The following is a 24,203-nucleotide window of genomic DNA, read 5'->3' as shown; positions in this document are numbered from 1 at the left end:
AACCATGGCATATTCCGCAGAACTCGACATCCGCGTCACCGACACCTCGCTGCGCGACGGCTCGCATCACAAGCGCCACCAGTTCACCGGCGAGGATGTCCGCAATATCGTCGCGGCCCTCGACGGTGCCGGCGTTCCGGTCATCGAGGTGACCCACGGCGATGGCCTCGGTGGCTCCTCGTTCAACTACGGCTTCTCGAAAACCCCTGAGCAGGAACTGGTCAAGATCGCCGCCGAAACGGCGAAGCAAGCCAAGATCGCCGTGCTCATGCTGCCTGGTGTCGGCGTCAAGGAGGACATCAAGGTTTCCCAGGACAACGGCGCCTCGATCTGCCGCATCGCGACCCACTGCACCGAGGCCGACGTCTCGATCCAGCACTTCGGCCTCGCGCGCGAACTCGGCCTGGAAACCGTCGGCTTCCTGATGATGTCGCACACCCAGCCGCCGGAAGCGCTCGCCAAGCAGGCCCGCATCATGGCCGACGCGGGCTGCCAGTGCGTGTACGTGGTGGATTCGGCGGGCGCCCTTGTCCTGGAACAGGTTTCCGACCGCGTCGCCGCTCTGGTCGCGGAACTGGGCGATGACGCCCAGGTGGGTTTCCACGGCCACGAGAACCTGGACCTCGCGGTCGCCAACTCGGTCTACGCGGTCCGTGCGGGCGCCAAGCAGATCGACGGCAGCGCTCGCCGGTTCGGCGCGGGCGCGGGCAACACCCCCGTCGAAGCCTTCGTCGGTGTCTGCGACAAGCTCGGCATCAAGACCGGCATCGACTTCTTCGCCATCGCCGACGCCGCCGAAGACGTCGTCCGCCCCGTCATGCCCCAGGAATGCCTGCTGGACCGCCAGGCCCTCATGATGGGCTACGCGGGCGTCTACTCCAGCTTCCTCAAGCACGCCGAACGCCAAGCTGAGCGCTACGGCGTCTCGGCCGCCGAAATGCTGGTTCGCGCAGGCAAGCGCAAGCTGGTCGGCGGCCAGGAGGACCAGCTCATCGACATCGCTCTGGAACTCCAGCGCGAACAGGCGGTTGTCTCCGCCTGATACGGGTTCGCTCAGCGCTCGTCTGATGGGTCGCGATCGGTATGTGCAACAAGCCGATCGCGACCCAGCTCGACGACTGCGCTCTGGCTCAACAGTGTCACGACGTCGTCCAGGTGGTCGGTGAAGAGCTGAAGCATGTGCACGTCGTCATGGCCGGTAACTTTCAGGAGTGCCGCCAGCTTCGCGGGCAGCTGTGCATCGACCAGGAACTTCACGCGGCGTTGAACGGGATCGTTGTCCGCTGGGCAGTCACGATCGAAGCGTATTCGAGCACCGCAAGGATGTCGTCGGTTTCCAAATCGGCATAGTCATCGAGTATTTTCTCGATGCTCATGCCGGCCGCCAGCAGCTCGAGGAGCATCTCCACCGGATAGCGCAGACCCCGCACCACTGGTTTGCCATGACACACGGCGGGGTCCGAAGTGATGCGATCCAGTCTGGATATGCTCCCTACTCTACCGGCCAGCCGCTGACAGCTCCGATGAAACGGTTGCTCAACGACGCCGTTTGCGTCGGCTGAACTACTTGTCCACCACGCTCCACCAACTGCTTGATCAGACCCGGTGAGGGCGTTTCCTCTTGGGTGCCCGGCTCCTATACTGGCCAGTGCAAGCCTGGTCGGGTGTCGGCGATCGCAGTGGTCTTCGGTGGTCGGCGTTCGATGGTTACCCAATCGAGGTCGCTTTGCGGGTCGGAGTAGCGGCCGAAGCCTCTCGCGAGGAGGGCCGCATGACTGATCCGATTCACACGAAGGTCTGTCTGACCTGCCGGGAGTACGCGGATCCCGCGTTGGCGGTATTTCTCGTTCCGGAGCCGCTGGTCCGTGGCGGATGCATTCTGCATCTGTTGGAGCAGACGCCGCTCACTTCCGCGGCCCCGTATCTCGATGCCGGTTTGATGGAACTGGTCCAAACCCAGGTCGAGCCGAACAGCTCCGTGCATGCGGAGTTCCGGGACTTCTCCGCCCGGCTGCCCGACTACGCGCGCACCCGCGCCATCCTGCACGACCACTTCATCACCGATCCCGCGCCGATCGGCCTGGACACCGCCGACACCGCCGACATGACGCGCCTGGCATTGCTCCCGGAACTCCCGATCGGCCCCCGGCGGGTCGACGACTTCCAGGACTACGCCGTCCGCCGAGCCATGCTGGCCATCTACCGCCACTTCGAAATAGACCAGCGCATCCCCCTCCTCTACCACGGCTACGCGGACCCGACCAACGGCTGGTTCGCCCTCCGCGCCGCCTCCGCCTGACCGCCGAAATCGACTGCTGACGGCCATTGCGGGTTACCCGAAATATCTCGCCGGCCTCGGCCGCGTCCATCACCGCCGCAGAGTTATTTCGGAACTCACGCTGCGTGATCGTCTTCGTAATTCCTTTGTAGCCACACGTAGCACTCATGGCTACAACGGGCTAGATCTTCGCGGATGGGGGTGGCGCATCAGCCTGGACCGAGACCTCCACGGAAACCCCTGAGCAGCAAGAGATTCCGAAGAAGATGTGATCCACATCATATTTTTGTACTGTGCGTCTGGTGTTTTCGCAGGTCAGCGCGTAGACCGTGCTGACCGACCGATTTTCCCCGAGAAAGGTTGGAACCGATCACGTTCCGCTGCCGTCCAACCAATTACGTGATCTTGAAGAAGATTCCTTCGGACACGAGATCACGGGGGAAGTACCCGCGAACGGTTCGCGGATATCTAGCAGCAATGGAGAAACAATGTCTCGTTTGGCAACGTCGTACCGGGCCTACACCAGCGACGATGAGATGGACACCGCCTCGGTATTCGGTACCACGGCTCCCGCGACGACGCCGACAACGGCGGGGCTTGCCGCTGTATTGATCCGCGCGACGCTGATCGCGCAGAGCTCGTCGCAGGCATGCGCGATCGCTGTCGCTGGTGGTACGCCGAACGTCGTCAACACCATCAAAGAAGTCTGCTGAGTTCGTAACGTCGTGAATCCGGTGCGGCAGATCCGAAAGGATCTGCCGCACCGGAATATCGAGCATCGGAGACAGGGTGAAATTCCTCCTTTACGTGACCGGAGCCGCAGCAGGCTCGCTGACGCCGATCAATCTGATCACATTCGAGGCATTGCGACCCGACGATGAAATTCGGGTGGTGCTGAGCCGAACTGCCGAGACCTTCGTCACCGCGCGTGCGTGTGCCGCGTCCGGGAGCCGCGTCGTTTGCCGGGATAGTTGGGATGGAGATGATGCGCTGCACGTCCGATGGTCGGAATGGGCTGACCGGATCATCGTGTACCCCGCGACCTTGAACTTTCTCGGACGACTACGGTCGGGGATAGCCGACACACCTATGATGCTTGCACTGCAATGCAGCGTCGCGCCGATATTCATCTGCCCATCCCTGCCGCCGGGTTCGGAACTGTCGCCGGCATTCCGTATCGCTCAGGAATTTCTCGCCGAAAACGAGCAATACCATTTGGTCGATACAGTTCCTGGTTACAGCCTCGCGCTCGGCACAGCGGCAGGTCGCGCGCCCATCGCATTCGCGGAGGTCCTCGAACTGTGTGCACCGCTCTCGATACAGGGGATTCCGGGGCGATGAGCGAGACGGACCCGCCCACTACCGCACTGACCAGCGTCCGGGCCGCGAGACGCGAGCGTATCGATCAGAGCACGCTGCGCATAACCCATCTACGGCTCGATGTGCCGGTACCCGATGCGGCGTTGTCCTTCGCCGCGACGGCCGTCGACGACCGTCACTGCCGCGTAGCCCGCCGCGGGGCCGGCGATTCGCTCGACTACCTGGTGCCGAGCAACGGGGTCACCGGTCTGGGAATCTCGGAGGAGCGTGGTGCGCGTGAGTGCGTCCGGGCCCTCGCCGGAGTAGTTTCGAAGCTTCATGCCGTTCGCCTGCCTCCGGTGGGCGTCCTGCCGAGTTGCCCGCCGTGGCTCGTGCGTCTCGGCAAGCATCTGCACGGTGATGCCGACGGTCTTGTCGCGCGGCTGACCTCCGGTCGACTGCGGCGACATCTGGCCGCGGTGGTGCGTGACGCCCGTACGGAAGCGGCAACGGTGATCCATGGTGCGCCGTCGCTCGGCGGAGCCCACCACGCTCGCGGCCACACCACCGTCATGGTCGGGGAGGATCTGGCTCAGGGGCGGCCCGAACTCGACTGGGGATATCTGCTCGGAGAAATCCAGGAGCTCGCGCACTTGCCGAGCGATTATCCGGTCGCCGAGTTCTCCGCAGCATTGATCGACGAGCATCGGTCGACCATGAGAGAAGCCGGACTGGATTATGACTACATTCAGGAAGTCGCTGTCGCGAAGCGATTGCTGCATCTCGTCGATTATGAGCAGACATGCAGGATGTTCGGAGCCGACGTGCCGGACATCGAGACAGTATCCGCCACAATTGCCGACCTGAACGACATTTTTAAGTGAGACTGCACATGTATCATCATCGCTCGATAAGCGACTATCCTGATGCCGCGGATTTCCTGACATCGATAGGGGTTGTGGTCGAAGACCAGGATCAGCATATTCATGCCGGACGGAATCCATGTTGGAAAGGTCGTGCATCGGATGGTGAGCTTGTTTTCGTGAAGATCGAGGAATTGATTGATCCGAAGGCAAGTGTCGACGGGAACCGGAGTCGGGCCCTCACATTCTTCGACATGCGCGTCGATTCCGCGGAGCTGAAGAACTTTGTTTCCGCGATCGATCCCCGTGCGATCTCTCCGGATGGGCGCATTCAGGTCTACCCGTGGCAATCCTCGGTCTCGGGCTCGGATCTACTCACGGAAGGAAAGCTGGACAGGGCGGTCGTCCAGGGGGTCGCGGCGAGCATCCAGCGTCTGCATGCGGCCGGAACCGAAGCACGGGATATCGCGGGGCCGCACATCGCCGAGTCCCTGCCTGGCACCTACGGGATACCGGCGCTTCCCGTTGAGCTGATACCCACCTTGTCCGGAGGTCAACTCTGCGCCTGGGCGCTGATGCACAATGACAAGCAGCTGATGGAAACGGCTCGTGCGACTGTATTGGCAGAATACCGCGCATCCGACCAGACCTACATCCACGGTGATCTGCGGATCGATCAAGTGCTGCTGGACGAAGCCGACGGCAATCGATTCTCGGCGATCATAGATTGGGAATCTTTCGGTCGGGGCGACCCGGCACGCGACACCGGCACTTTCATGGGAAATGTGCTGAACATCATCGCGACCACAGAGGTATGGAATGTCAAGCGCACGGTTGCCGAACCTGACTGGCAAGAACAGATACGGCGGGCGGTCGAATGCGCAAGGCCGTATCTGATTGATTTCCTCTCCGCGTACTTCGGCAAGCAACGCGTGCCGATTTCGGAAATGCGGGATCACATTGTGCGGGCGATTCGGTTCGCAGGGTGGCACCAGTTCGATCGATTGCTGGCATCGGCAGATAGCGCAGCCCTCATCTCGCCGCTCACCAAGGCGATGGCCGGAGTCGGCCGAACATTTCTCTTGTTTCCACATGATATCGACGAAGAGTTGGGACTTACTCATGCCTGCGCTAGTTTCTGATATCACCCGCGCTCGGGTCGATGAGATGGCGCGGAGGATAGTGGACGAGATCACGGAGTCGAACATCACGGCGGACGTGGTGTCCTTCCGATATCGTGGCCGCGAAATAGAAGGGCCTGCGGCGGAGGCGAAGGATCTGCTTGCCGAGTGCCTCTATCAAACAATGCATGCCAAGAAGGTCGAAGTATTCGACGATGACATGGATGACGATGCTTCGTCCGCGCCCAGTTGGCGGGTGAAATCCAGGTACACGGTGCTTCTGGAGGATGTTTTCAGCAAGCGACTGTTTCCGGTAAGGCTACCCGGTAAGCGGGACAGCGACAATGATTCTGTCGTCGCCGACCACCGTGGAATCGCTGTTCGCTGTCAATCGAACAGGATCATCGGCGGAAATGATTCGAGCGGATACGATGTCCTGGTCGAGCATTATTCGGGAACTGTTTCCCCTGGATTCTTCTTCATCTACGGGAAGGGCACTCTTTCCGGAATCATTCACCATCCGGAGCGTACCTACATTTCCGTGGTGAATCCTGATGCCGCCGTCGACCTTGCACCTGTTCTGGTGGCCGCACTGGATGCGCTTTCCCTCGACTACTGCGTGAAGTTTCTGACCGATGAGAACGAGTACCCACGAACCGACACTGTTGTCATCTACCACGAATTGGTGGAGCCGGTCCACGACGCCCTGAGGTCGGTGGTCGTGAACACCGGGATATCGACGGGCCAAGTATCCGACTACTGTGTCGAGGTCGGTCCTGGCATCGGCAGGGCCCAAGAGCCGATCGGACGGTTCGGGGGCGGAAGAAGCTTCGGGCAACACCGCTCGCGAATGCTCGCTGAGATCGTGATCGATACCTTGTGCAGACCCGATGGCGAACTATTGCAGGCCTGTCATCGAATTTGTGACGATTACGCGGTCGAGCCAGAGTGCATATCCCTCAATAGGGCCTGATCGCTATGTTGCAACGTTGGCATGCGACGGATCAGATTTCCGGACAGGCGACAGCCGTGGCAATCCTCGTTCCGGGAGGATATTCGGATGATGCGAAGTTCGGTATCGATGGTTTCGCGCATCTCCGGGAGCACATGGCGCTCGCCGTCATCGACAAGATATTCGAGCCGGCCCGCGTTGTGCGTCGATCCGCGAAGACACTCAGAACCACCACCGAGCTGAACCTTCTTCTTTTCGGTGGGTTCGAGATGGACACCTCGACACTGTTGGATAGTCTGCTCGAGTATCGGGGCGTCGACCTCGAACATGAGGTTCTCGCTATTGCCGAGGAGGTGCGGCAGGCTCGATCGAACCCGTCGGCCGTGATGGCGGACGAGGTATTGCCGCGCAGACTCGGATGGTCGAGTGGGTGGGGATTCGGCGAACCTGATCATCTTTCCGAACTCGGTACGGATGATTTCTTCACGATTGTCGAACAATCATGGTCTTGCGTGCATCCGATTGTCACCACAATTGATATATCGTCTCTCGTCAACCCCCGGTATCAAGGATTGGGCGCACTTCTCGAAGAGGCCAGGACGACAGATACGGATCTCGTATCCGTGATTTCGTCGTCAGCACCCGACGACATGGATTCCGAGTACTCGGAGGCTGCTGTCGGATGGGTGATCGGTTATGGGTCTCCGTTCGGTATCAAGATCGCTGACGATTGCATTCGATTCGTCAACTCCGTCGTACCATCCTTGCTCGGCCACGAATTTCCGAACTTGCGGATCCACCTCCGGCTCGGTCAGTTCGGAGAACAGTTCACTTCAGCGGAGTCCGACTTGGTCGTAGGGTGGATATCCATTCGGAACGGCCCGGTGCCCGCAACGACGATCAGGACATATGTCAGGGCGATACTGCGGACCGCGCGCGAACTTCTCGAATCAGGCTCGGTGTCCTTCGACGCCCTTGACAACCGATGCCGACTCGACGCGGTGCTGCACGGCTCGGATCCACTGCAGCGCGCTCTATGGCACAGTCGAGCGCGTAATACCGGGCTCGGATCAGCGCACCCGTACCTGTGCGATCCTGCCGAGATCGTGTTCTCTGAAACACGGAATTCAGTTCGCATGATCAGAATGCTCGAGGAAGCTGAGTTTCAATTAGTCGGCAGGGGCGCGCAGTGAGAATTGCTGTCGTCGAATCAATGCTGCCGCTGGTAGAAGTGCGGTTTGCGGTCCGCCGCAGAACACCGGCGGCCGCGGCATCTATTCGAGAAATGGCCGATCGGGAATTGAGGTCGATATCCCGTCGTGACGGTTGTTCGAACTGGTTCCTCGACAACGGTTGTCGTATTGCACATCGTATCTCGGCGTCCGAAAGCGTGCTGCTTGCGCGGTGCGTCGCGGATGCCTGCGTCATCGAGCCGCTGGGGCAACTGGCGGCGGTCAACGACATGATTTGCTCCGCGTATCGAGCCGCCGGCGACGCGGCCGAACCCGAGACGCTACGCGACCGGGTCGTGCGGACGGCTTTCGGCGCGAGATTCCGGAAGGAAGATCTCGACGACGTGGAGAGTTTTCTGATGATCGGCGCTCCGAATCAGCTGGCCGCACAATTGATCGAGCGCATATCACGGAGCATGAAATGATTCGAGCACATGTGGTGGTTGCTGCCCCTTTGGCTGGTTATGCGGCGTCCCCGGGGCGATTCCACCTCGTAGAGTCGGCTCTCGACCTGTACCAGAACAGGTGGTGCGAGTCGGTTGCTGCGTATATGTCTGCTTCGGGCAGGTTACTGTGTTCCGCGTCCATCGAAGGGACTATCGCTGGAGTAGCGGCCGCTGTCGCTGAATTCGAAGTCATGGTCCTGCATTCCGACGAACTTCGTTCGATAGTGGATCGGGCTGTTCGCTGTATGCAGACCTCCTTTCTTCTTTCTGACGACGAATTCGATCTAACGAAATCCCATGTCTTGGCGGGAATGGAAATCCAGGTTGCCGATCTGGCCAGCCGGATCGATTATTCCCTGGCCCGCGTCATGGACTTCGGGGAGGTACCGTGCATCGACGACAACATGCGTGAGGTAACGGTGACGACCGCTGCGGAATTCCGGCGGGCGATGTCGCTGGTGTTCGAATTCAGCAACATCTCCTGGGGTTACGAGACCTCGGCAGTAGAGTATTTACCTTCATTTGACCTTGTATCTACAACTATGTTGTAATCCAATCGCTGCGCGGCAGTAGAGCATTAGGAGAAGGAGACAGCCCATGACCGATACTGACACATTCGTATCAGACAGTATTCAATTCGGTAATATTCTCACCACTCGTTCCGAAGACCGCGTCTCCGCTCAGTTCGAGTCCGATGACTCCACTGTGGTTCGTATTGTGAGGACGGGACCACGCACTCGGGACGACGTGCCGATCGGGACTCGTGCCTCGAAATTTCTCACCGCGCACGTGAACGAACGTGAGATCAAGGTAATACCAGGCATGGGCAGAGTATTTCGCCGTTCGTACCGTATTACGGTGGATCTCGGCGATAGATTTCTCAGCGTTCGCCCGCAGGACCTGGAGACGTTCGTGTTGGTCGGTGGAAAGTCGTATGAGATGGAGAAGCGTCTTGCCGATATCAAACTATTGTCCGATGGCTCCGTCGATTTCCTCCTCGCCTCGTCGATAAAGGTCGTTGTCCTGAACAAGACGGTCGTTCCGCCGGAAATGAAGGTCGAAGACGCCCTCGTCGCGGCCGCGCTTGCCACGGCATTCGGAACGGGCTCAATGTCGTTCACATCCATTGTTACGGGTTTCGTCGGGGCGGCGATTCCGGGCTGACCAAGCCTGAAAGGGGGGATGTCTGATGACTGATAGCGACCTCGACGCCCGGCCTCGGGGCGGGGACGAGGAGATCGCCCAGGTAACCGGGTTCTGGACGATGGCGGCGCGACTGCCGATGGTACTGGCGCGCGTCCTCCGGGAATGCTGGTCCGTGAGCCGGATCGATACCGCCGCGGTGATCGCATGCTCATTGGTCGTCGAGATTCTCACTGCCGTAGGGCTATTGGCCACCAATGGGGTGTTGACGAACTTGCTGGCCGCAGGCCCGACGCCCGATCGCGTCCGGTCTGCGGTACCCGGACTGATGGCGTTGGTAGGGGCTGTCGTCGCCCGTGCCGTGCTGGCGCACACCGCGGACTGGGTGCGTTCCCGACTGCTGCCACAGGTGCAGCGCGCGGCGCAGCGACGGGTGCTCGAACTGACAACCGACGTGGAACTACTCGCGTTCGATGACAGTGGTTTTCGCGATGCGCTGCATCGGATCCGGGATCGTTCTTCCGTCGTCTTGTCCGGTTTGTTGTTCAGCGGACTGCAGACGGTGTCCGGCGCTGTCGGATTGCTGGCCATCGCAGGCGCTCTCACGCTGCTGCACCCGATGCTGTTCGTATTGATGCTGCTTGCGGTGCTGCCCGCCTGGTGGGCGTCGCTGCGGTCGGCTCAGATGATCTACCAGGTATACGCCGGAACCAGTGGACTGCTACGCCGGGTGGATACGCTCGGGACGCTCATGGCCGAGCGGGAGTCCGCTGCGGAGATCCGTGCGTACGGCATGCGGCGATTTCTGCTCGGCCGCTTCGAGAAGCACTCTCGCGTCCTACAGGACGTGCAGATTCGTTCGGAGCGCGGCCAGGCCGTCACCCGAGCCATCGGTCAGGGACTCACGGGCGTCGGCACGGGAGTCGTCTATCTGGTATTGGCCTACCTGTTGTATTTCGGTGTCATGCCACTGGCAACGGCCGGGACCGCTGTCGTTGCGATGCGAACCGCGATGGGAGCGCTCGCGACTGTCAGCGCGAATGTGAACCACGCCTATCAGAATGCCCTGTTTTATGAGGACTACCTGAACTTCTGCGACGACGCCGAAGGCTGGCGGGAGAGCAGTGGTAGCCGGGCCCTCACCGACGAACCGGATCGCATTGTGCTGCAGAATGTTTCGTTCACTTATCCGTCTGCGGCGGAACCCAGCCTGAGTGACGTCACGCTGGACATCGAACCCGGTGAGGTCATCGCGTTGGTCGGCGAGAATGGAGCCGGAAAGTCAACGCTGGCCAAGGTGATCGCTAGTCTGTACCGCCCCCAGAGCGGCCTGGCCACCTACGGCGGCATTTCGGTCGACGATGTCGATCTCGCCGCGCTACGGCAGCAGATCGCCGTGGTCGCACAGGATTTCACCCATTGGCCGATGTCCGCACGAGACAACATCACCGTCGGAAACAGCCGGTCCGACGATGACGCGCACCTGAGGCGGGTTGCCGCGGCGGCCGGTGTGGACAAGGTCATGGACCGCCTCGACACGGGGATGGAAACGGTGCTCGATCCGTCGTACGCCGATGGCACCGATCTCTCCGGCGGGCAGTGGCAGCGGATCGCTCTGTCCCGCGGGCTGTATCGAGATGCGCGGATGCTCATCTTCGACGAGCCGACGGCGGCATTGGACCCCCGGATGGAGAGCGCGATCTTCGACACCATCCGCGAGTATGCGGCCGGACGCACAGTCGTGCTCATCACCCATCGTCTGGTCGGCACCCGCTTCGCGGATCGAATCTACGTCCTTGACCGCGGCCGAATCGTCGAACACGGCACCCATGCCGCGCTGATGGACCACGGCGGAACCTATCGCGACCTGTACCAGCTGCAAGCCTCGCCGTACCAGCCAGCTCCTACCGGCCCCTGGGCGGACTCCACCAACATCGCCCGAGTCGGCTGAGTGGCCTCCGCTTCCGGGAACACGGTGCCGGACATCGCGGGGCTGGTGGCCGCCGACGAGGACGGCAAACGGGGAGACTCTGGGCGAAATATTCTCGCCCCCGACGAGTACCACCTGCTCGGAGCATGGCCCGCCACCGGCTGTCGAGAACTCATCGACCCGATGCGGTGTGAGCTCGAACGCTTTCCAGATCCGCCCGATCGTGGACTTGCTCAACCCGGTCTCTTCGGTCATCGACCCCGCGGCCAGTGTGTGGCGTCGACCGGCTGCCGTTCCAGCGTCGCCACCAGCACCGCTTCGACCTGCTCATCGGTGATCGTGCGCGGCGCACCCGGGCGAGACTCGTCGACCAGTCCCTCCAGCCGCCGGGCCACGAACCGGTTGCGCCACTTGCCCCACCGTCCGCGGCCGGATCCCCAGATCCGAGGCCACTTCCTTATTGGGTTGGCCTGCCGCGCAACCCAATACGATCCGGTACCGCCGCGTCAGTGCTTGCGACGACTTCGCCCGACGCGCCCACCGCCGCAGAGTCTCGCGCTCATCATCGGTCAGGATCAACTCGGCCACCGGCCTGCCGACGCGCGCCACCGGCCGAACCTGCCGTTCTTCAACGGATCTCAGGCGCGGGACACTTGGATTAGAGCCAGGTGTCCAACGTCGTTGTGGTGAGGAAGTGCTCGAGGTCGTGGCGCCAAGGGGCCGGGACGGTCTTGTCCGGTTCGATGGCGCTGTACTGGCCTCGGTAGAACAACAGCGGCCTGCCGGAGGTGGTCGACTCCGACAGGGCCAGCACTCGGCCGATCACGATGTAGTGATCGCCGCCGTCGACGACGCTGTCCACCGTGCACTGGATGGTGGCCAAGGCATCGTCCAGGAGCGGAAGCTCCAGTTCTGAGGTGTGCCAACGGGTTTCGGCGAACTTGTCGGGTTCGCGGGAACCGAAGCGGGCACACAGCTGCTGCTGTTGTTCGGCGAGGACATTCACGCAGAAGCGCCCGGACTGTTCGATCGCCGCCCAGGACCGGGAGGACTTGGTGGGGCAGAACAGCACCAGCGGCGGTTCGAGGGAGAGGGCGGCGAACGACTGGCAGGCGAACCCGATCGGGGCGCTGTCACCATCGAAGGTGGTGATCACCGTGATGCCGGTGGCGAACTGGCCCAGTACGTTGCGGAACTGCCGTCCGTCGATGGCGGGATAGTCTTCAGTTGTCATCGTGTCGCTCGCCCCGTTCATTATTGCTGTCGCTGTCCGACCGTGAAGTCGTGACCCCACAGGCTCACCGCGGTGGATTCCCGGGCGATCCATGAATGATCGTCGACTTCGAGCCCTTCGCAACCGAATTCGACATCGAATCCGCCAGGGGTCTTCATGTAGAACGACAGCATCTTGTCGTTGACGTGCCTGCCGAGCGTCGCGGACATCTTCACCTTCTTGCGCAGCGCTCGATCCAGGCACAGCCCGACGCTGTCGGAGCCCTCCACCTCGAGCATCAGATGCACGATGCCGCTCGGTGTCGGCATCGGCAGGAAGGCGAGCGAGTGGTGGCGCGGGTTGCAGCCGAAGAAGCGCAGCCAAGCCGGTTCGCCGTCGGCGGGCCGGCCGACCATTTGCGGTGGCAGCCGCATCGAGTCGCGCAGCCGGTAGCCGAGGACATCCCGGTAGAACGTCAGCGAGGCCTGGTCGTCCTTGGTGCTCAGCACCACATGGCCGAGTCCTTGTTCGCCGGTGACGAAGGTGTGCCCGTAGGGGCTGACCACCCGCCGATGTTCCAGGGCCGCACCGTGGAAAGCCTCGAGCGCGTTGCCCGAAGGGTCCTCGAAGCGGATCAGTTCATCGACTCTGCGGTCGGCCCGCTCCGCCGCGGTGCCCTCTTTGAAGGGCACGCCCGCCGCATCCAGCCGATCCCGAATATCCTGGAGTTCACCGGCGTTGGCGGTCTCCCAACCGGAGACCTGTAGCTGGTCCTTCTCGCCGGGCACGATGACGAGTCGGGCCGGGAAATCGTCCATCCGCAGGTACAGCGCGTTCGGATCGCCGCCCTTGCCCTCGACCATGCCGAGTACCTTGAGGCCGTACTCGCGCCAGGCCGCCATGTCGGTGGCCTCGATGCGCAGATACGCCAGTGATCGAATGCCCATCACTTCTCCTTGACGTCGGCGAGAAAGTCGGCTGTCAGCCGGTTGAATTCGTCGAACTTCTCCACCTGCGCCCAGTGTCCGCAACCGCCGAACACGTGCAGCTGAACTCGCGGAATCAGTTTCGTCGCCACCAACGCGCCATCGAGCGGATTCACTCGATCTTCTCGACCCCAGATGAGCAGCACCGGCTGGCGCAACTTGTACGCCTCGCGCCAGATCATGCCCTTCTCGAAGTCTGCCCCGGAGAACGACTTTCCCATCGCCCTCGTCGCGGCCAGCGACTCCGGCGTGCTGGCCGAGGCGAAGCGATCGTCGATCAGTTCCTCGGTGATCAGCGATTGGTCGACGACCATGACCCGCAGGAAGGCTTCGATGTTCTCCCTGGTCGGCTCACGGTTGAACTTCCCGATGAGTTTCACGCCCTCGGTCGGGTCCGGTGCGAATAGGTTGACGCTCAACCCGCCGGGTCCCATCAGCACCAGCTTCCCCGCGCGATCCGGGTAGTCCAGCGCGAACCGTACCGCGGTACCGCCGCCGAGCGAATTGCCGAGCAGGGGGACCCTGCCGCTGATCTGCAGGCTATCGAGTAGGTCCTTCAGCGCGGACGAGCTGTGCACGAAGTACTGCGGATGGTCGACCGGCTTGTCCGACTGCCCGAACCCCGGCTGATCGACGGCGAGCACGTGAAAGTTCCGCGCCAGCACGGGGATATTGCGGGAAAAGTTCGACCAGGAGGACGCGCCGGGCCCGCCGCCGTGCAGCAGCACGATCGTCGGGCCGTTGCCGACTCCTGCCTCGTGGTAGTGCAGCCGCAGATCCGGTCGCACCTGCGCGTAGCGCGAAGTGGATTCGAAGGTGAGTTGTTCCACTGTCGAGGTCACGAAGTCTCCTAGACCATGCCGTCGGTGACAGGCAGCCCGAACTCGTGGGTGCCGTACATGAGATAGGCACGCTCGGGATCGTTGGCCGCGTGCACTCGGCCCGCGTGCGCGTCCCGCCAGAAACGTTGCAGCGGAGTGCCGTTCGCGAGCGCGGTGGCGCCCGAGCTCTCGAAGAGCTTGTCGATGGAGGCGATCGCCCTTCCGGTGGCCCGGACCTGATCGCGACGCGCACGCACCCGCAGGTCGAACGGAATCTCCTTGCCCGCTACCAGCAGCGCGTATTCGTCGGCGACATTGCCAGACAGCTGCCGCCACGCGGCATCGATATCGCTGGAGGCCTCGGCGATCCGGACCTTGGCGAACGGGTCGTCCTTGGCCTTCTCGCCCGCGTAGGCGGCGCGGATGCGCTTGCCCTGATGTTCGACGTGCGCCTCGTAGGCGCCGTAGGCCATGCCGACGATCGGTGTCGCGATGGTTGTGGGATGGATGGTGCCCCACGGCATCTTGTACACCGGGTCGGTGTTCTGCTCCAGTCCGGGCGAGGCGAGCTCGCTCATCTTGCGGAAGCTGAGGAATCGGTGCGAAGGCACGAAAACCTCGTCCACCGCCACGGTATTGGATCCAGTGCCGCGCAGGCCGACCACATTCCACACGTCATCGATGCGGTAGTCGGTGCGTGGGATCAGGAAGCTGCCGAAGTCGACCGGCTTGCCGTCCTTGATCACCGGGCCGCCGAGCACCGCCCAGGTGGCGTGGTCGGAGCCCGAGGACCAGGCCCACGCGCCCTTGACGAGGTAGCCGCCGTCGACGACCGTGCCCGCGCCCATCGGTGCGTAGGACGAGGAGATGCGGACCTCGGTGTCCTCGCCCCACACGTCTTCCTGCGCCTGCTGCGAGTACAGCGCGAGGTGCCAATTGTGTACGCCGACAATGCCCGCCACCCAGCCGGTGGACCCGCAGGCGCTCGCGATCTTGCGAACCGTGTCGTAGAAGGTCACGGGGTCGGCCGCGTAGCCGCCCCATTGCTTGGGCTGCAGCAGCCGGAAGAACCCGGTCTCCTGTAGCGCCTTCATCGATTCGTCGGGGATGCGCCGCAGGTCCTCGGCCTCCTGCGCGCGCTCGCGCAGCGTCGGCAATAGCGCTTCGACCCGTTCGGTCACTTCTTGCGTCATCTCGGGACCTGCTCCTGCCTGGTCGGATTGATAACCGGTACTCATTTGCCTCTGAGACTAGAACAGGTTCTTATTTATGTCGAGAACCGCCGTTCATCTCGAAGGTAGTACGGACATGTGCTGGAAGTAGGCCGAATCGCTGGCGTGGAACGCGACATTTTTGTAACGTGTTCTAGTACAGAAGGAGGAGGAATCGCGATGGCAGTTACCCCACAGGGGAGCGGTGCGAAGGTTCGAGAGCTCGATGTGGGCTCCGCACCCACCCGATATGCGCGGGGATGGCATTGCCTCGGCCTGGCGAAGTCGTTCCGCGACGGCAAGCCGCACGCCGTCGAGGTGTTCGGCACCAAACTCGTGATCTGGGCCGATACCAATGACGAACTGCGGGTGCTCGATGCCTACTGCAGGCATATGGGCGGCGACCTCACCATGGGCGAGGTCAAGGGCGACGACATCGCCTGTCCGTTCCACGACTGGCGCTGGGGCGCGAGTGGCAAATGCACGGCGATTCCCTATGCGCGGCGGGTGCCGCCACTGGCGCGCACCAGGAAGTGGACAACACTGGAGCGCAACGGTCAGCTGTTCGTCTGGCACGACCACGAGGGCAGCCAGCCACCGCCGGAAATCACCATTCCGCACATCGAGGGTCCATACACGGACTCCGACGGCAATCCGACCGAGCAACTCGACAGCGGATGGACCGACTGGACCTGGAACTCCCTGTTGATCGAGGGCGCGAACTGCCGCGAGATCATCGACAACGTGGTCGACATGGCCCACTTCTTCTACATCCACTTCGCCTTCCCGACGTACTTCAAGAACGTTTTCGAAGGGCACATCGCCACCCAGTTCCTGGAGACCAAGGGCCGTCCCGACATCGGCATGGCCTCCAAGTACGGCGGCGACACCCTGCTGAAGTCGGAGGCGTCGTACTTCGGGCCGTCGTACATGATCAATCCGCTGATCAATATCTACAGCGGGTACGAGGTCAAGAGTGTCCTGATCAATTGCCACTACCCGGTGTCGCAGGACTCTTTCATGCTGCAGTGGGGCATCACGCTGGAGAAGCCGCAGGGCGTCGACGGTGAGATGGCCGACAAGCTGGCGGCGAAGATGACCGAGGGCATCAGTGTCGGCTTTTTGCAGGACGTGGAGATCTGGAAGCACAAGTCCAAGGTCGAAAACCCGCTGCTGTGCGAGGAAGACGGCCCCGTCTACCAGCTGCGGCGCTGGTATGACCAGTTCTACGTCGACCTGGCCGACGTGACGGAGAAGATGACGCAGCGCTTCGAGTTCGAGGTGGACACCACCAAGGCCAATGAGGCGTGGGAGGCCGAGGTCGCGGAGAACCTGCGGCGCAAGGCGGAGGCCGACGCCAGCGAGGCATCGGCCGCGGCGGAGGCGGGTGTCTGATGACCACCTGGGCGAAAGCACCCGACTTCGCCGACCAGCCGGCGCGGCGGGCCGCGGTGCAGGCCCAGACCGTGGTCGACAAGCAGCGCTATCTCGAGGAAGGCCTGACGCCGTTGCGGTGTCAGGCGTGCCAGAGCCTGGTGCTGGTGCGCAAAAGCAGTTCGCATCAGACCTCGGTGCAGTGGACCGAGAACCCGGCCACGCACTGCCCGGTCTTCGCCAGGCTCAGCGATCAAGGCAGTGCGCCGGGTCGCCCTGATTCGTGCGCCGAGTTGGAGAAGACCATCAAGTGGGCCGTCGACGAGGGCGTGCTCGGAGTAGCCGACTAGTCCATCCGGAAGTCGGCGAAGTCGAAACCCGGCGAGACGATACAGCTCACCAGGACGTAGTCGTCGGCTGCCGGTCGGGCCGCTTGGCTGATGCCGCCGGGCACCACTGCCTGCAATACCTGACCGTGCTCGACATCGGGTCCGAGGATGATCTCCTCGCCGCCGATGTCGAGCGCCAACGGTCCGCCGCGATGCCACAGCCAGATCTCATCGGAACGCACCGTATGTGGCGCCGACTCCTCACCCGGCATGAGCAGAAAATAGATCCCCGTGGCGGACGCGCGAGCGCCGCTGTATCCCCCGGGGCTGAATTCCACCCCGCTGCGCCATGTTTCGCGATACCAGCCACCCTCGGGATGCGGAGTCAGATCGAGCGCAATGGCCAACGGTGGTCGGTTCTCGGTCATGATCCGACTATGCCTCATCGCGCTGCGCGGTTGCCGCGGCGCGCGGGGGTCGATCGGCGTGGGCAACCGCCCAGTCGCAGATCGCGGTGAGCGGGGTCTCCAGCGATTTCCCCAGCGTGGTCAGCGCGTATTCCACGTGCTGCGGCGCAGTGTCTTTGAATACCCGCCTGGTGACCAGGCCGTCGGATTCCATGCCGCGCAGCGTTTCGGTCAGCACCTTCTGGGTGATCCCGGGCAGGCGGCGGCGCAGCGCCGCGTGGCGCTGCGAGCCGTCGAGCAGCGCGTAGATCAGCAAGATCCGCCACTTGGCCGAGAGTCGTTCCAGGGCTTGCCGAGTCGCGCACGACTCTGCCAGCACGTCGGGGATTACCAGCGCCATGCCGACCTCCAGCTGCGGTATAGGCACCGCAAAGTGCCTTCTTTCGTTCGCCGACCAGGCGGCTTACCTTCGGTTTCACCGTAATCGAAAAGGGCGAAACGCAATGAGCAACCAATTCCGCATCCACACCTACAGTGCCGGCGAGCCGGGCATTTTCGTCAACAGCTACCTGATCGAAACAACCGATGGCGTGGTGCTGATCGATGCCAGTCTGTTGATCTCCGACGCGAAAGCGCTGGCCGCTCGGCTCGCCGCATTGCACAAGCCGCTGCTGGCGGCGTTCGTGACCCATCCGCATCCCGACCATTTCAACGGGCTCCCGTACGTCGTGCCCGACGACGTTCCGGTGTACGCGACCGCCGCGGTGGCGAAGGTGATCGAGGAGAGCGCCGTCGCCAAACGCGAGCAGTGGGGGCCGACCTACGGCGATGAGTGGCCGGACCGATACCGGGTGCCCGAGCAGCTGCTCGACAGCGGAGCGAGTGTCGAGATCGGCGGGCTACGTTTCACCGTGCGGGACGTCGGCCCGGCCGAAAGTCATGCCGACTCCTACATTCTGGTCGAAGCGGGTACCCAGCGGGTTGCCTTCATCGGCGACCTGGCATTCGGCGGTGTGCACTCGTACATGATCGACGCGCACTCGCAGGACTGGCTCAGCGTGCTGGACCATCTGACAGGTGAGTTGGCAGACATACCGCTGTATCCGGGACACGGACCCGTCGGCGGTGCGGGCTTGCTGCTCGATCAGCGTAAGTACCTGCTGATGTACCAGGAAGCAGTGCGCCGGATCGGCGCCGATGCTTCGAGTCTGACCGACAAGCAGAAGGCGGAGTTGTCCGAACAGATGGTCCGCTTCTTGCCGGACGCCGGGCTGGGCTGGCTGATACCGCTCGGTGCGGACCCGGTCGCGGCCGAGCTCGCGCAACGACTGGTCCAAAGCTAACGGGCTTCGATCCGCCAAGTGATGCCGAATGGAGTGCGGGCGTCGAGGAAGTCGGTGGCGTCGAAGGCCTCGGCCGCGGTGAGTGCGCCCGGCTCGGCGCTGCCTCCGGCGAGCCGGAGGGCGGCCGCCACGGCCATCAGCGCCGAATCGCGGTAGGTATGGCCGCCGCTCACCAAGATATGGCCTCTACAAGAGCGAATACATGGCCTATTTGCTCGTAATCATGTCCTTAACGCTCACAACATGAGAGCTATGGTGGGCAGGTGGACATTCTCAGCGAGACCATCGCGGCCATCCGCACGGGAAACCCCGGTTCCGGCATGTTCGTTCGGCACGCCCCTTGGGGGCGCAGCTATCCGGTGATTCCCGGTGCGGGCTTTCATGTGGTGTTGCAGGGTTCCTGCTGGCTGGTGCCGCCAGAGGGTGAGCCGGTCGCGCTCGGCGCCGGTGACGTCCTGTTCATGCCCAGGGGTGCCGACCATGATCTGGTGGATCGCCTGGACAGCCCCGTCACCGAGACGGCGCGGCCGGGCGAGCCGCGCGAAATCCCCGGGACCGGTGCGCGTACCGCCTTGCTGTGCGGGGCATACGAACTCGGCAGGCAGCGCAGTCATCCACTGCTCGACGAGCTACCCGAATTCATCCACCTCCCCGCGCGCCCGGGCCGCCACCCCTCGCTGCGCGCGACCGTCGACCTGCTCGCCGCCGAGATCGCGGAGCCGCGGCAGGGCGGTGACGCCGCGGTGCCTGCCATCCTGGAGACCCTGCTGCTGTTCATCCTGCGGGCCTGGTTCGACGAACAAGCCGCGGCCGGGGAGTCCGCCTCGGGCTGGGCGGGCGCCTTCGCCGACCCCGCGGTCGCCGCCGCCCTGCGTGCTGTGCACGAGCAACCCGCCCGCGCCTGGACTGTCCCCGACCTCAGCGACATCGCAGGCGTCTCCCGCGCCACCTTGGCCCGCCGGTTCACCGCCACCGTCGGCGAACCGCCACTGGCCTACGTCACCCGCTGGCGCATGCTGACCGCGGCTCGTCTGCTGCGCGACACCGACAGCTCGCTGAGCACCATCGCCCGAAAGGTGGGCTACACCTCGGAATTCGCCTTCGCCAAAGCGTTCAAGCGCGAATACGGACGAGCCCCTGGCCGATACCGTCGCACCGGGGACAAGCCACCGCTCATCGCGGTCTGAATCGCAGGCTGGATTCAGGCGCGGGGCCGGCGGTCACGCGGCGCTGATCGAGCCGCGTCGCGTGCTGCTGTTCTCTGCGGCGAATCGCCGGACGGTGCGCAGGGTCGATTCCACCGGATCGTGATCGGATCGGCGGCGGTCGGGTGCCCGGCGCGGCTGACTGTGTCGATAGCCGTCGGTTGCGCCCGACACCGGCGTGGGTCAGCTGAACGGTGTGTGCGGGCGGTCCTGGAGTTCGTCGTCGAGGTAGATGTCGACCTTCTCGTTGTAGAAGCAGGCGAGGCCCGCGATCTTCAGGCTTTCCGGCAGCGGCGTGCGATAGCCCCACACGAGATCGGCGTATTCCTTGTCGCCGACGCGGATATTCCAGTAGTCGGCGGTGCCCTTGTACGGACAGCTCGAATGGGTCTGCGAGGGGCGCAGCAAGTCCATGCGCACATCGGTCAGCGGCAGGTAATACCGTGGGGGAAGCCCGGTTTCGAAAAGGATGCGCGGCGAACGGGAGTCGGCGACGGTGACGCCGTCGATCTCGACGCGTACGCGCCGCGAGCTGGCCAGGATGTCGATCCGGGAGTACGGGTCGCGCGGATGGACGTAGACCGGCTCGTCCTCCTCGAACCATTCGTCCATCGAGTTCCAGTCCAGCCGGACCAGATCATCGAGTTCGGAGAATGGCGAATCGTGATAGCGCAGCGCGCCGCCCGGCGCGCTTGCGCCGTCGACCACCACGTCGTACCCCGTTGCCTCGCCCCGGCTGGGGGAGTGCTTCGTGCTGCCGTTCGGTTCGAGTTTTGCGTGCAAGTCGGCGAGCGGTAGATAGTAGGTCGGGTAGTGCGGGCCTTCCCAGACCAGGACCGGCCGGGCCGTATCGGCGACCAGTTGTCCGGCGAGGTAGACCCGCACCCGCTTCTGGCTCGTCTCGATCTTGACGCGGCCCCGCTGCTCTTCGGTCATAGTTCCCGACCGTACTCCGGGAAAGCGACGAAAATCCGAAGTCAGTGCGCTGTCCAGACTCCCGATGTGGCGGCCGCACCGGCATAGTCGCGAAAGTCGCGGGGTTCGCGGCCGAGAATCTTTTGGACGCCGTGCTCCACTCGGGCATTGCGGCCGTCCATGAGTTTGGTGAACAGGTAGATCGACTGTTCGACCTCGGCCGTCGACCTACCTTGCGCTGTGAGCGTCGCGGCGTAGGCATCGGGCGACACCTCGACGAACCGGATGTCGCGCCCGCTGGCCGCGCCGATCTCGGCGACCGCGTCGGCGAAGGTCAGCAGGCGGGGTCCGGTGAGTTCATAGATCGCCCCCGAATGCCGCGGCTCGGTGAGGACAGCCGCCGCGACATCCGCGATGTCGTCGGCATCGATGAACGCCTCACCCACCGCGCCGACCGGCAGCGCCACCCGCCCGGCCCGCACGTCGTCGCGGAGAAACCCCTCGTCGAAGTTCTGGTCGAACCAGGCCACCCGCAGTATCGTCCACTCCGCACCCGAGTTCTGTAGTCGGCGCTCGCTGTCCACCCCGACCTCGGCCCGCTGTCCGGACAACAGGACCAATCGCCGAGCGCCCGCGGCGACCGCCTGCTCGGCGAAGGCGCCGATGACCTCCGGCGCCCCCGGCATCGCCACATCGGGGGAGTACACGACGAAAACTGCGCTGATCCCATCCAGCGCGGAAGGCCAGGTCGCCGGATCGGTCCAGTCGAACCGAGGCGTCCCCGTCGTGGAACCCACACGCACCGGCCGGTTTACGGCACGAAGCCGCTGTACCAGGCGTCGACCGCTCTTGCCGGTCCCGCCGAGCACCAGCGTCTGCGCTGTCTCCAACATGCTGCTCCGTTCGACCGAAGGGATCTCCCGCACGCAAGGCTCCGACTCGGCGGACGCTACCGCCTGCTGGGACGACTCCACGCAGGCGCGCCGAACCGGCGACGATCGCCGGCGCGCACCTCCCGCATCTGGAAGCGGCTGCTGGCGGAGTCGTCGTGGAGGGCAAGGGCGGGAGTGATGGGATGATAGATGGAATGGGCTCGAGGACGGAGAGCATAGAAGATTTGTTGGCGCTGCACGACACCCAACTACGTGGGAGGCTGCCGGTGCCGTGGCCGGTCGGCAGCGTGGTCGAGGACGATGGGCCGGTTGTCCGGATCCACTACGGCACCCACGCGAGTATCGAGCATCGACCCTTGTCGGTCGAGGGCCTCGACGCGCTGATCGCCCGCCAGCGCGATGCCTGCGATGCGCGCGGTGAGCCCGCGGAATGGAAGGTCTACGCGCACGACAGTCCTGTCGGCCTACCGCAGCGGCTGCTGGCGGCGGGTTTCATCACCGGCCGGGAACGTGCGGTTCTCGTCGCGCCGATTCAGCAGATCAGCGCTGCCGATCCGCTGTCGGACGGGGCGGTCGTGACAGAGGTATCCGACCACCGAGACCTCCAGGACGTTGCCAAATTCGTTGCCGCGGCCGGACCACAGCCGATCGCTTTCACCGAGTTCCTTGCCGACGGGCGGTCACTGGGGTGGGAGGACTATGTGGTGGTCGCCACGCAGGACGGACGGATACGGGCCGCCGCATGGGCCGCGCACCTCGCGCACACGAACTTCGTGGCGATCGGCGGGATCGTGGATCCCGAGGGCAGGTTCGCCGATCACCTGTGCGGATGGGATTGGCGATGTTCGAGCTCGATCGGCGGGTTCGGCAAACCTGATGTGGGTTACGTGGTTGCCGAGGCCGACGGTGAGCTGCAATCGGCGCTGGAAACAGCGGGGATGCGTGTCATTACGACTGTCACTGCCTACCACTGGCTGCCGGAGGGAGCACCGGCAAGGACGCGCCCGATTCGGCGACTATTCGACGACCCCGAACACGACGCGCTATGGGCTCGCTTCTCTGCCGAGTTCGAGTTCCGCCCGAGTACCGCGACATCGCCCGGCATTACCGAACCGGCCGCATCGGTGACCTGGCCGGTGGGAGCGCTCGACTCGGTGAGCACCGGACACGATGACGTCGAACGACTTCAGCGCATCATCAGTGCGGGCCTGCTCGCGTGCAACAAGCCCGGCGAGGTGCTTTATTGGCTCGACTGGCAGCACGCCGGATATCGCTTCGACCCGGGCCGGGTGGGTGGCGCGGGCCAGCCGGACTGGCCGGGTTCCGCATACCCCGACGGTGACTACTACATCTACGCGACGCCCGACTTCCGGCTCGGAACCTTCGGTCACCCTTGGGAATCCACGCTGTGCGTCTTCGGCGATCAGCTGCTGTCGGAGGTCGAGCAGGAGCTCACCACCCTCCTCGGCACCCCCATCCGCCGCGGCGGCCGCCCAGTCGGCGCCGCACGGACATTCGGCCCCGACGCGCGATAGCCCCATTCCCGAATCCGAGGGCGAAGTCGGCGAGTGGCATCCCGCGCGAGCTCCACAGGCGTCAGGTCGTGCGCCACGTGCGGCTGTGTTCGCCGTGCTTGCCTGTGCGGTCGGGCGGCCGCGCCGCCGCCGAGTGGACGAAAGTGTCTGCGGCCGAGGAGGCTGCGTGTCCGAGCGCCACTCGATGTCGATCAGTGCCGTGGCGCAGCCTTTTTCAGGGCGCCCAGCAGTTCGTTCAGATCCGTTTCCATTCGGGCGAGTCGCTCGGTGTCGAACTCGGACAGTCGAGTCGCGAGTGCGGTGCCGAAGGCGCGGCGCGCGTGGTGCAGTCGGTCACGTCCGGCCGGGGTGAGTTCGACGACGACGGCCCGGGAATCCTCCGGGTCCTTGCGCCGGGAGGCGTAGCCGTCCGCGACGAGTCTGCCGATCAGCGCCGTTGCCGCAGGTTGTGAACATCTATCGATGCGGGCGAACTCGCTGACCCGCAGGGCGCCGTGTTCGTCGAGCACCGCCAGCGCGCGCAGCACGGCGCGCGGTAGATCGTCGCCGCTGATCGCCCCGGCCAGCCGGGTCAGCCGACCGGCGGTGACGAGTAGATTGACTACGCTGTCTTCTGCTGATGTCGCCTGAGACCGCTGCACCTGCTTATTATTGCATAAGCTAACTATGCAAACCGGCGAAAAGGTGCCACGCGGGAATCACCTGCG

General features: G+C 63.6%; 30 protein-coding genes. 17 read left to right on the top strand and 13 right to left on the bottom strand.

The window, feature by feature from the left end:
• The first annotated feature begins 4 nt into the window (after positions 1–4).
• Positions 5–1,042, top strand: a complete 1,038-nt coding sequence (gene dmpG, locus AB0M74_RS19455; protein ID WP_366527653.1) for a 4-hydroxy-2-oxovalerate aldolase — start codon at positions 5–7, stop codon at positions 1,040–1,042.
• 11 nt (positions 1,043–1,053) lie between these two features.
• On the opposite strand, the gene AB0M74_RS19450 is transcribed toward dmpG, so the two are convergent.
• Entirely contained in the window at positions 1,054–1,257 is a 204-nt protein-coding gene (locus AB0M74_RS19450; protein ID WP_366527652.1) for a hypothetical protein, read from the bottom strand.
• The gene (locus AB0M74_RS19445) at positions 1,254–1,715 is read right to left on the bottom strand and encodes a DUF433 domain-containing protein (protein WP_366527651.1); all 462 of its coding nucleotides are present in this window, start codon (positions 1,713–1,715) and stop codon (positions 1,254–1,256) included. The genes AB0M74_RS19450 and AB0M74_RS19445 overlap by 4 nt, the downstream gene beginning before the upstream one ends.
• Before the next feature lie 56 nt (positions 1,716–1,771).
• Between AB0M74_RS19445 and AB0M74_RS19440 the strand changes: the two genes are divergently transcribed.
• The 11 genes from AB0M74_RS19440 (at position 1,772) to AB0M74_RS19390 (ending at position 11,285) form a co-directional block, all read left to right on the top strand.
• Positions 1,772–2,299: a hypothetical protein gene (locus tag AB0M74_RS19440; protein ID WP_366527650.1), complete on the top strand. Its 528-nt coding sequence runs from the start codon at positions 1,772–1,774 to the stop codon at positions 2,297–2,299.
• 467 nt (positions 2,300–2,766) lie between these two features.
• Positions 2,767–2,991, top strand: a complete 225-nt coding sequence (locus AB0M74_RS19435; protein WP_366527649.1) for a hypothetical protein — start codon at positions 2,767–2,769, stop codon at positions 2,989–2,991.
• 76 nt (positions 2,992–3,067) lie between these two features.
• Entirely contained in the window at positions 3,068–3,619 is a 552-nt protein-coding gene (locus tag AB0M74_RS19430) for a flavoprotein (protein WP_366527648.1), read from the top strand.
• Positions 3,616–4,461: a hypothetical protein gene (locus AB0M74_RS19425; protein WP_366527647.1), complete on the top strand. Its 846-nt coding sequence runs from the start codon at positions 3,616–3,618 to the stop codon at positions 4,459–4,461. The genes AB0M74_RS19430 and AB0M74_RS19425 overlap by 4 nt, the downstream gene beginning before the upstream one ends.
• A gap of 8 nt (positions 4,462–4,469) precedes the next feature.
• The gene (locus AB0M74_RS19420) at positions 4,470–5,582 is read left to right on the top strand and encodes a phosphotransferase (RefSeq protein WP_366527646.1); all 1,113 of its coding nucleotides are present in this window, start codon (positions 4,470–4,472) and stop codon (positions 5,580–5,582) included.
• A 40-nt stretch (positions 5,583–5,622) separates the two neighbouring features.
• The gene (locus AB0M74_RS19415) at positions 5,623–6,534 is read left to right on the top strand and encodes a T3SS effector HopA1 family protein (protein WP_366527645.1); all 912 of its coding nucleotides are present in this window, start codon (positions 5,623–5,625) and stop codon (positions 6,532–6,534) included.
• A 365-nt stretch (positions 6,535–6,899) separates the two neighbouring features.
• Positions 6,900–7,706 (top strand): hypothetical protein, encoded by an 807-nt coding sequence (locus tag AB0M74_RS19410; RefSeq protein WP_366527644.1) that lies wholly within the window; start codon positions 6,900–6,902, stop codon positions 7,704–7,706.
• 20 nt (positions 7,707–7,726) lie between these two features.
• Complete coding sequence (locus AB0M74_RS19405) at positions 7,727–8,170, top strand: hypothetical protein (protein ID WP_366527643.1); 444 nt, start codon at positions 7,727–7,729, stop codon at positions 8,168–8,170.
• The gene (locus tag AB0M74_RS19400; protein ID WP_366527642.1) at positions 8,167–8,742 is read left to right on the top strand and encodes a hypothetical protein; all 576 of its coding nucleotides are present in this window, start codon (positions 8,167–8,169) and stop codon (positions 8,740–8,742) included. Before AB0M74_RS19405 ends, AB0M74_RS19400 begins: the two co-directional genes overlap by 4 nt.
• Before the next feature lie 46 nt (positions 8,743–8,788).
• Positions 8,789–9,355 carry a hypothetical protein gene (locus tag AB0M74_RS19395; RefSeq protein ID WP_366527641.1) on the top strand — a complete coding sequence of 189 codons (567 nt, stop codon included), beginning with the start codon at positions 8,789–8,791 and terminating at the stop codon, positions 9,353–9,355.
• Positions 9,356–9,380: 25 nt separating this feature from the next.
• Positions 9,381–11,285: an ABC transporter ATP-binding protein gene (locus AB0M74_RS19390; RefSeq protein WP_366527640.1), complete on the top strand. Its 1,905-nt coding sequence runs from the start codon at positions 9,381–9,383 to the stop codon at positions 11,283–11,285.
• A gap of 230 nt (positions 11,286–11,515) precedes the next feature.
• On the opposite strand, the gene AB0M74_RS19385 is transcribed toward AB0M74_RS19390, so the two are convergent.
• The 5 genes from AB0M74_RS19385 to hsaA form a co-directional block, all read right to left on the bottom strand.
• Positions 11,516–11,707: a helix-turn-helix domain-containing protein gene (locus AB0M74_RS19385; protein WP_366527760.1), complete on the bottom strand. Its 192-nt coding sequence runs from the start codon at positions 11,705–11,707 to the stop codon at positions 11,516–11,518.
• A gap of 215 nt (positions 11,708–11,922) precedes the next feature.
• On the bottom strand, positions 11,923–12,498 hold the full coding sequence (hsaB, locus tag AB0M74_RS19380) for a 3-hydroxy-9,10-secoandrosta-1,3,5(10)-triene-9,17-dione monooxygenase reductase subunit (RefSeq protein ID WP_366527639.1): 576 nt from the start codon (positions 12,496–12,498) through the stop codon (positions 11,923–11,925).
• A 20-nt stretch (positions 12,499–12,518) separates the two neighbouring features.
• The gene (gene hsaC / locus AB0M74_RS19375; RefSeq protein WP_366527638.1) at positions 12,519–13,424 is read right to left on the bottom strand and encodes an iron-dependent extradiol dioxygenase HsaC; all 906 of its coding nucleotides are present in this window, start codon (positions 13,422–13,424) and stop codon (positions 12,519–12,521) included.
• Positions 13,424–14,305: a 4,5:9,10-diseco-3-hydroxy-5,9,17-trioxoandrosta-1(10),2-diene-4-oate hydrolase gene (gene hsaD, locus AB0M74_RS19370; protein ID WP_366527637.1), complete on the bottom strand. Its 882-nt coding sequence runs from the start codon at positions 14,303–14,305 to the stop codon at positions 13,424–13,426. The genes hsaC and hsaD overlap by 1 nt, the downstream gene beginning before the upstream one ends.
• An 8-nt stretch (positions 14,306–14,313) precedes the next feature.
• On the bottom strand, positions 14,314–15,477 hold the full coding sequence (hsaA, locus tag AB0M74_RS19365) for a 3-hydroxy-9,10-secoandrosta-1,3,5(10)-triene-9,17-dione monooxygenase oxygenase subunit (protein WP_366527636.1): 1,164 nt from the start codon (positions 15,475–15,477) through the stop codon (positions 14,314–14,316).
• 198 nt (positions 15,478–15,675) lie between these two features.
• Here hsaA and AB0M74_RS19360 point away from each other — a divergent pair, with 198 nt between their 5' ends.
• Positions 15,676–16,890 (top strand): Rieske 2Fe-2S domain-containing protein, encoded by a 1,215-nt coding sequence (locus AB0M74_RS19360; RefSeq protein WP_366527635.1) that lies wholly within the window; start codon positions 15,676–15,678, stop codon positions 16,888–16,890.
• Positions 16,890–17,219 (top strand): hypothetical protein, encoded by a 330-nt coding sequence (locus AB0M74_RS19355; protein ID WP_366527634.1) that lies wholly within the window; start codon positions 16,890–16,892, stop codon positions 17,217–17,219. Before AB0M74_RS19360 ends, AB0M74_RS19355 begins: the two co-directional genes overlap by 1 nt.
• Here the strand turns inward: AB0M74_RS19355 and AB0M74_RS19350 are convergent.
• Both AB0M74_RS19350 and AB0M74_RS19345 read right to left on the bottom strand, forming a co-directional pair.
• Positions 17,216–17,626 carry a cupin domain-containing protein gene (locus tag AB0M74_RS19350; protein ID WP_366527633.1) on the bottom strand — a complete coding sequence of 137 codons (411 nt, stop codon included), beginning with the start codon at positions 17,624–17,626 and terminating at the stop codon, positions 17,216–17,218. The genes AB0M74_RS19355 and AB0M74_RS19350 overlap by 4 nt on opposite strands.
• Before the next feature lie 7 nt (positions 17,627–17,633).
• Positions 17,634–18,032: a helix-turn-helix domain-containing protein gene (locus AB0M74_RS19345; RefSeq protein WP_366527632.1), complete on the bottom strand. Its 399-nt coding sequence runs from the start codon at positions 18,030–18,032 to the stop codon at positions 17,634–17,636.
• Between the two features lie 76 nt (positions 18,033–18,108).
• Between AB0M74_RS19345 and AB0M74_RS19340 the strand changes: the two genes are divergently transcribed.
• Complete coding sequence (locus AB0M74_RS19340; protein ID WP_366527631.1) at positions 18,109–18,948, top strand: MBL fold metallo-hydrolase; 840 nt, start codon at positions 18,109–18,111, stop codon at positions 18,946–18,948.
• Here the strand turns inward: AB0M74_RS19340 and AB0M74_RS19335 are convergent.
• The gene (locus tag AB0M74_RS19335; protein ID WP_366527630.1) at positions 18,945–19,121 is read right to left on the bottom strand and encodes a hypothetical protein; all 177 of its coding nucleotides are present in this window, start codon (positions 19,119–19,121) and stop codon (positions 18,945–18,947) included. The two genes, AB0M74_RS19340 and AB0M74_RS19335, sit on opposite strands and share 4 nt — an antisense overlap.
• 90 nt (positions 19,122–19,211) lie before the next feature.
• Here AB0M74_RS19335 and AB0M74_RS19330 point away from each other — a divergent pair, with 90 nt between their 5' ends.
• Positions 19,212–20,135: an AraC family transcriptional regulator gene (locus AB0M74_RS19330; RefSeq protein WP_366527629.1), complete on the top strand. Its 924-nt coding sequence runs from the start codon at positions 19,212–19,214 to the stop codon at positions 20,133–20,135.
• A 201-nt stretch (positions 20,136–20,336) separates the two neighbouring features.
• Here the strand turns inward: AB0M74_RS19330 and AB0M74_RS19325 are convergent, their stop codons facing one another.
• Entirely contained in the window at positions 20,337–21,089 is a 753-nt protein-coding gene (locus tag AB0M74_RS19325; RefSeq protein ID WP_366527628.1) for a DUF427 domain-containing protein, read from the bottom strand.
• A gap of 41 nt (positions 21,090–21,130) precedes the next feature.
• The gene (locus AB0M74_RS19320; RefSeq protein WP_366527627.1) at positions 21,131–21,961 is read right to left on the bottom strand and encodes an NAD(P)H-binding protein; all 831 of its coding nucleotides are present in this window, start codon (positions 21,959–21,961) and stop codon (positions 21,131–21,133) included.
• Positions 21,962–22,155: 194 nt separating this feature from the next.
• Here AB0M74_RS19320 and AB0M74_RS19315 point away from each other — a divergent pair, with 194 nt between their 5' ends.
• A complete protein-coding gene (locus AB0M74_RS19315) occupies positions 22,156–23,496 on the top strand; it encodes a DUF2716 domain-containing protein (protein ID WP_366527626.1) in 1,341 nt (446 codons plus the stop codon).
• A 191-nt stretch (positions 23,497–23,687) separates the two neighbouring features.
• On the opposite strand, the gene AB0M74_RS19310 is transcribed toward AB0M74_RS19315, so the two are convergent.
• Positions 23,688–24,137 carry a MarR family transcriptional regulator gene (locus AB0M74_RS19310; RefSeq protein WP_366527625.1) on the bottom strand — a complete coding sequence of 150 codons (450 nt, stop codon included), beginning with the start codon at positions 24,135–24,137 and terminating at the stop codon, positions 23,688–23,690.
• Positions 24,138–24,203 lie beyond the last annotated feature (66 nt).

The sequence above is a fragment of the Nocardia sp. NPDC051463 genome (assembly GCF_040681975.1).
In the GTDB taxonomy this organism is placed as follows: Bacteria; Actinomycetota; Actinomycetes; order Mycobacteriales; family Mycobacteriaceae; genus Nocardia.
This window is presented reverse-complemented; position numbering and strand designations above follow the sequence as displayed.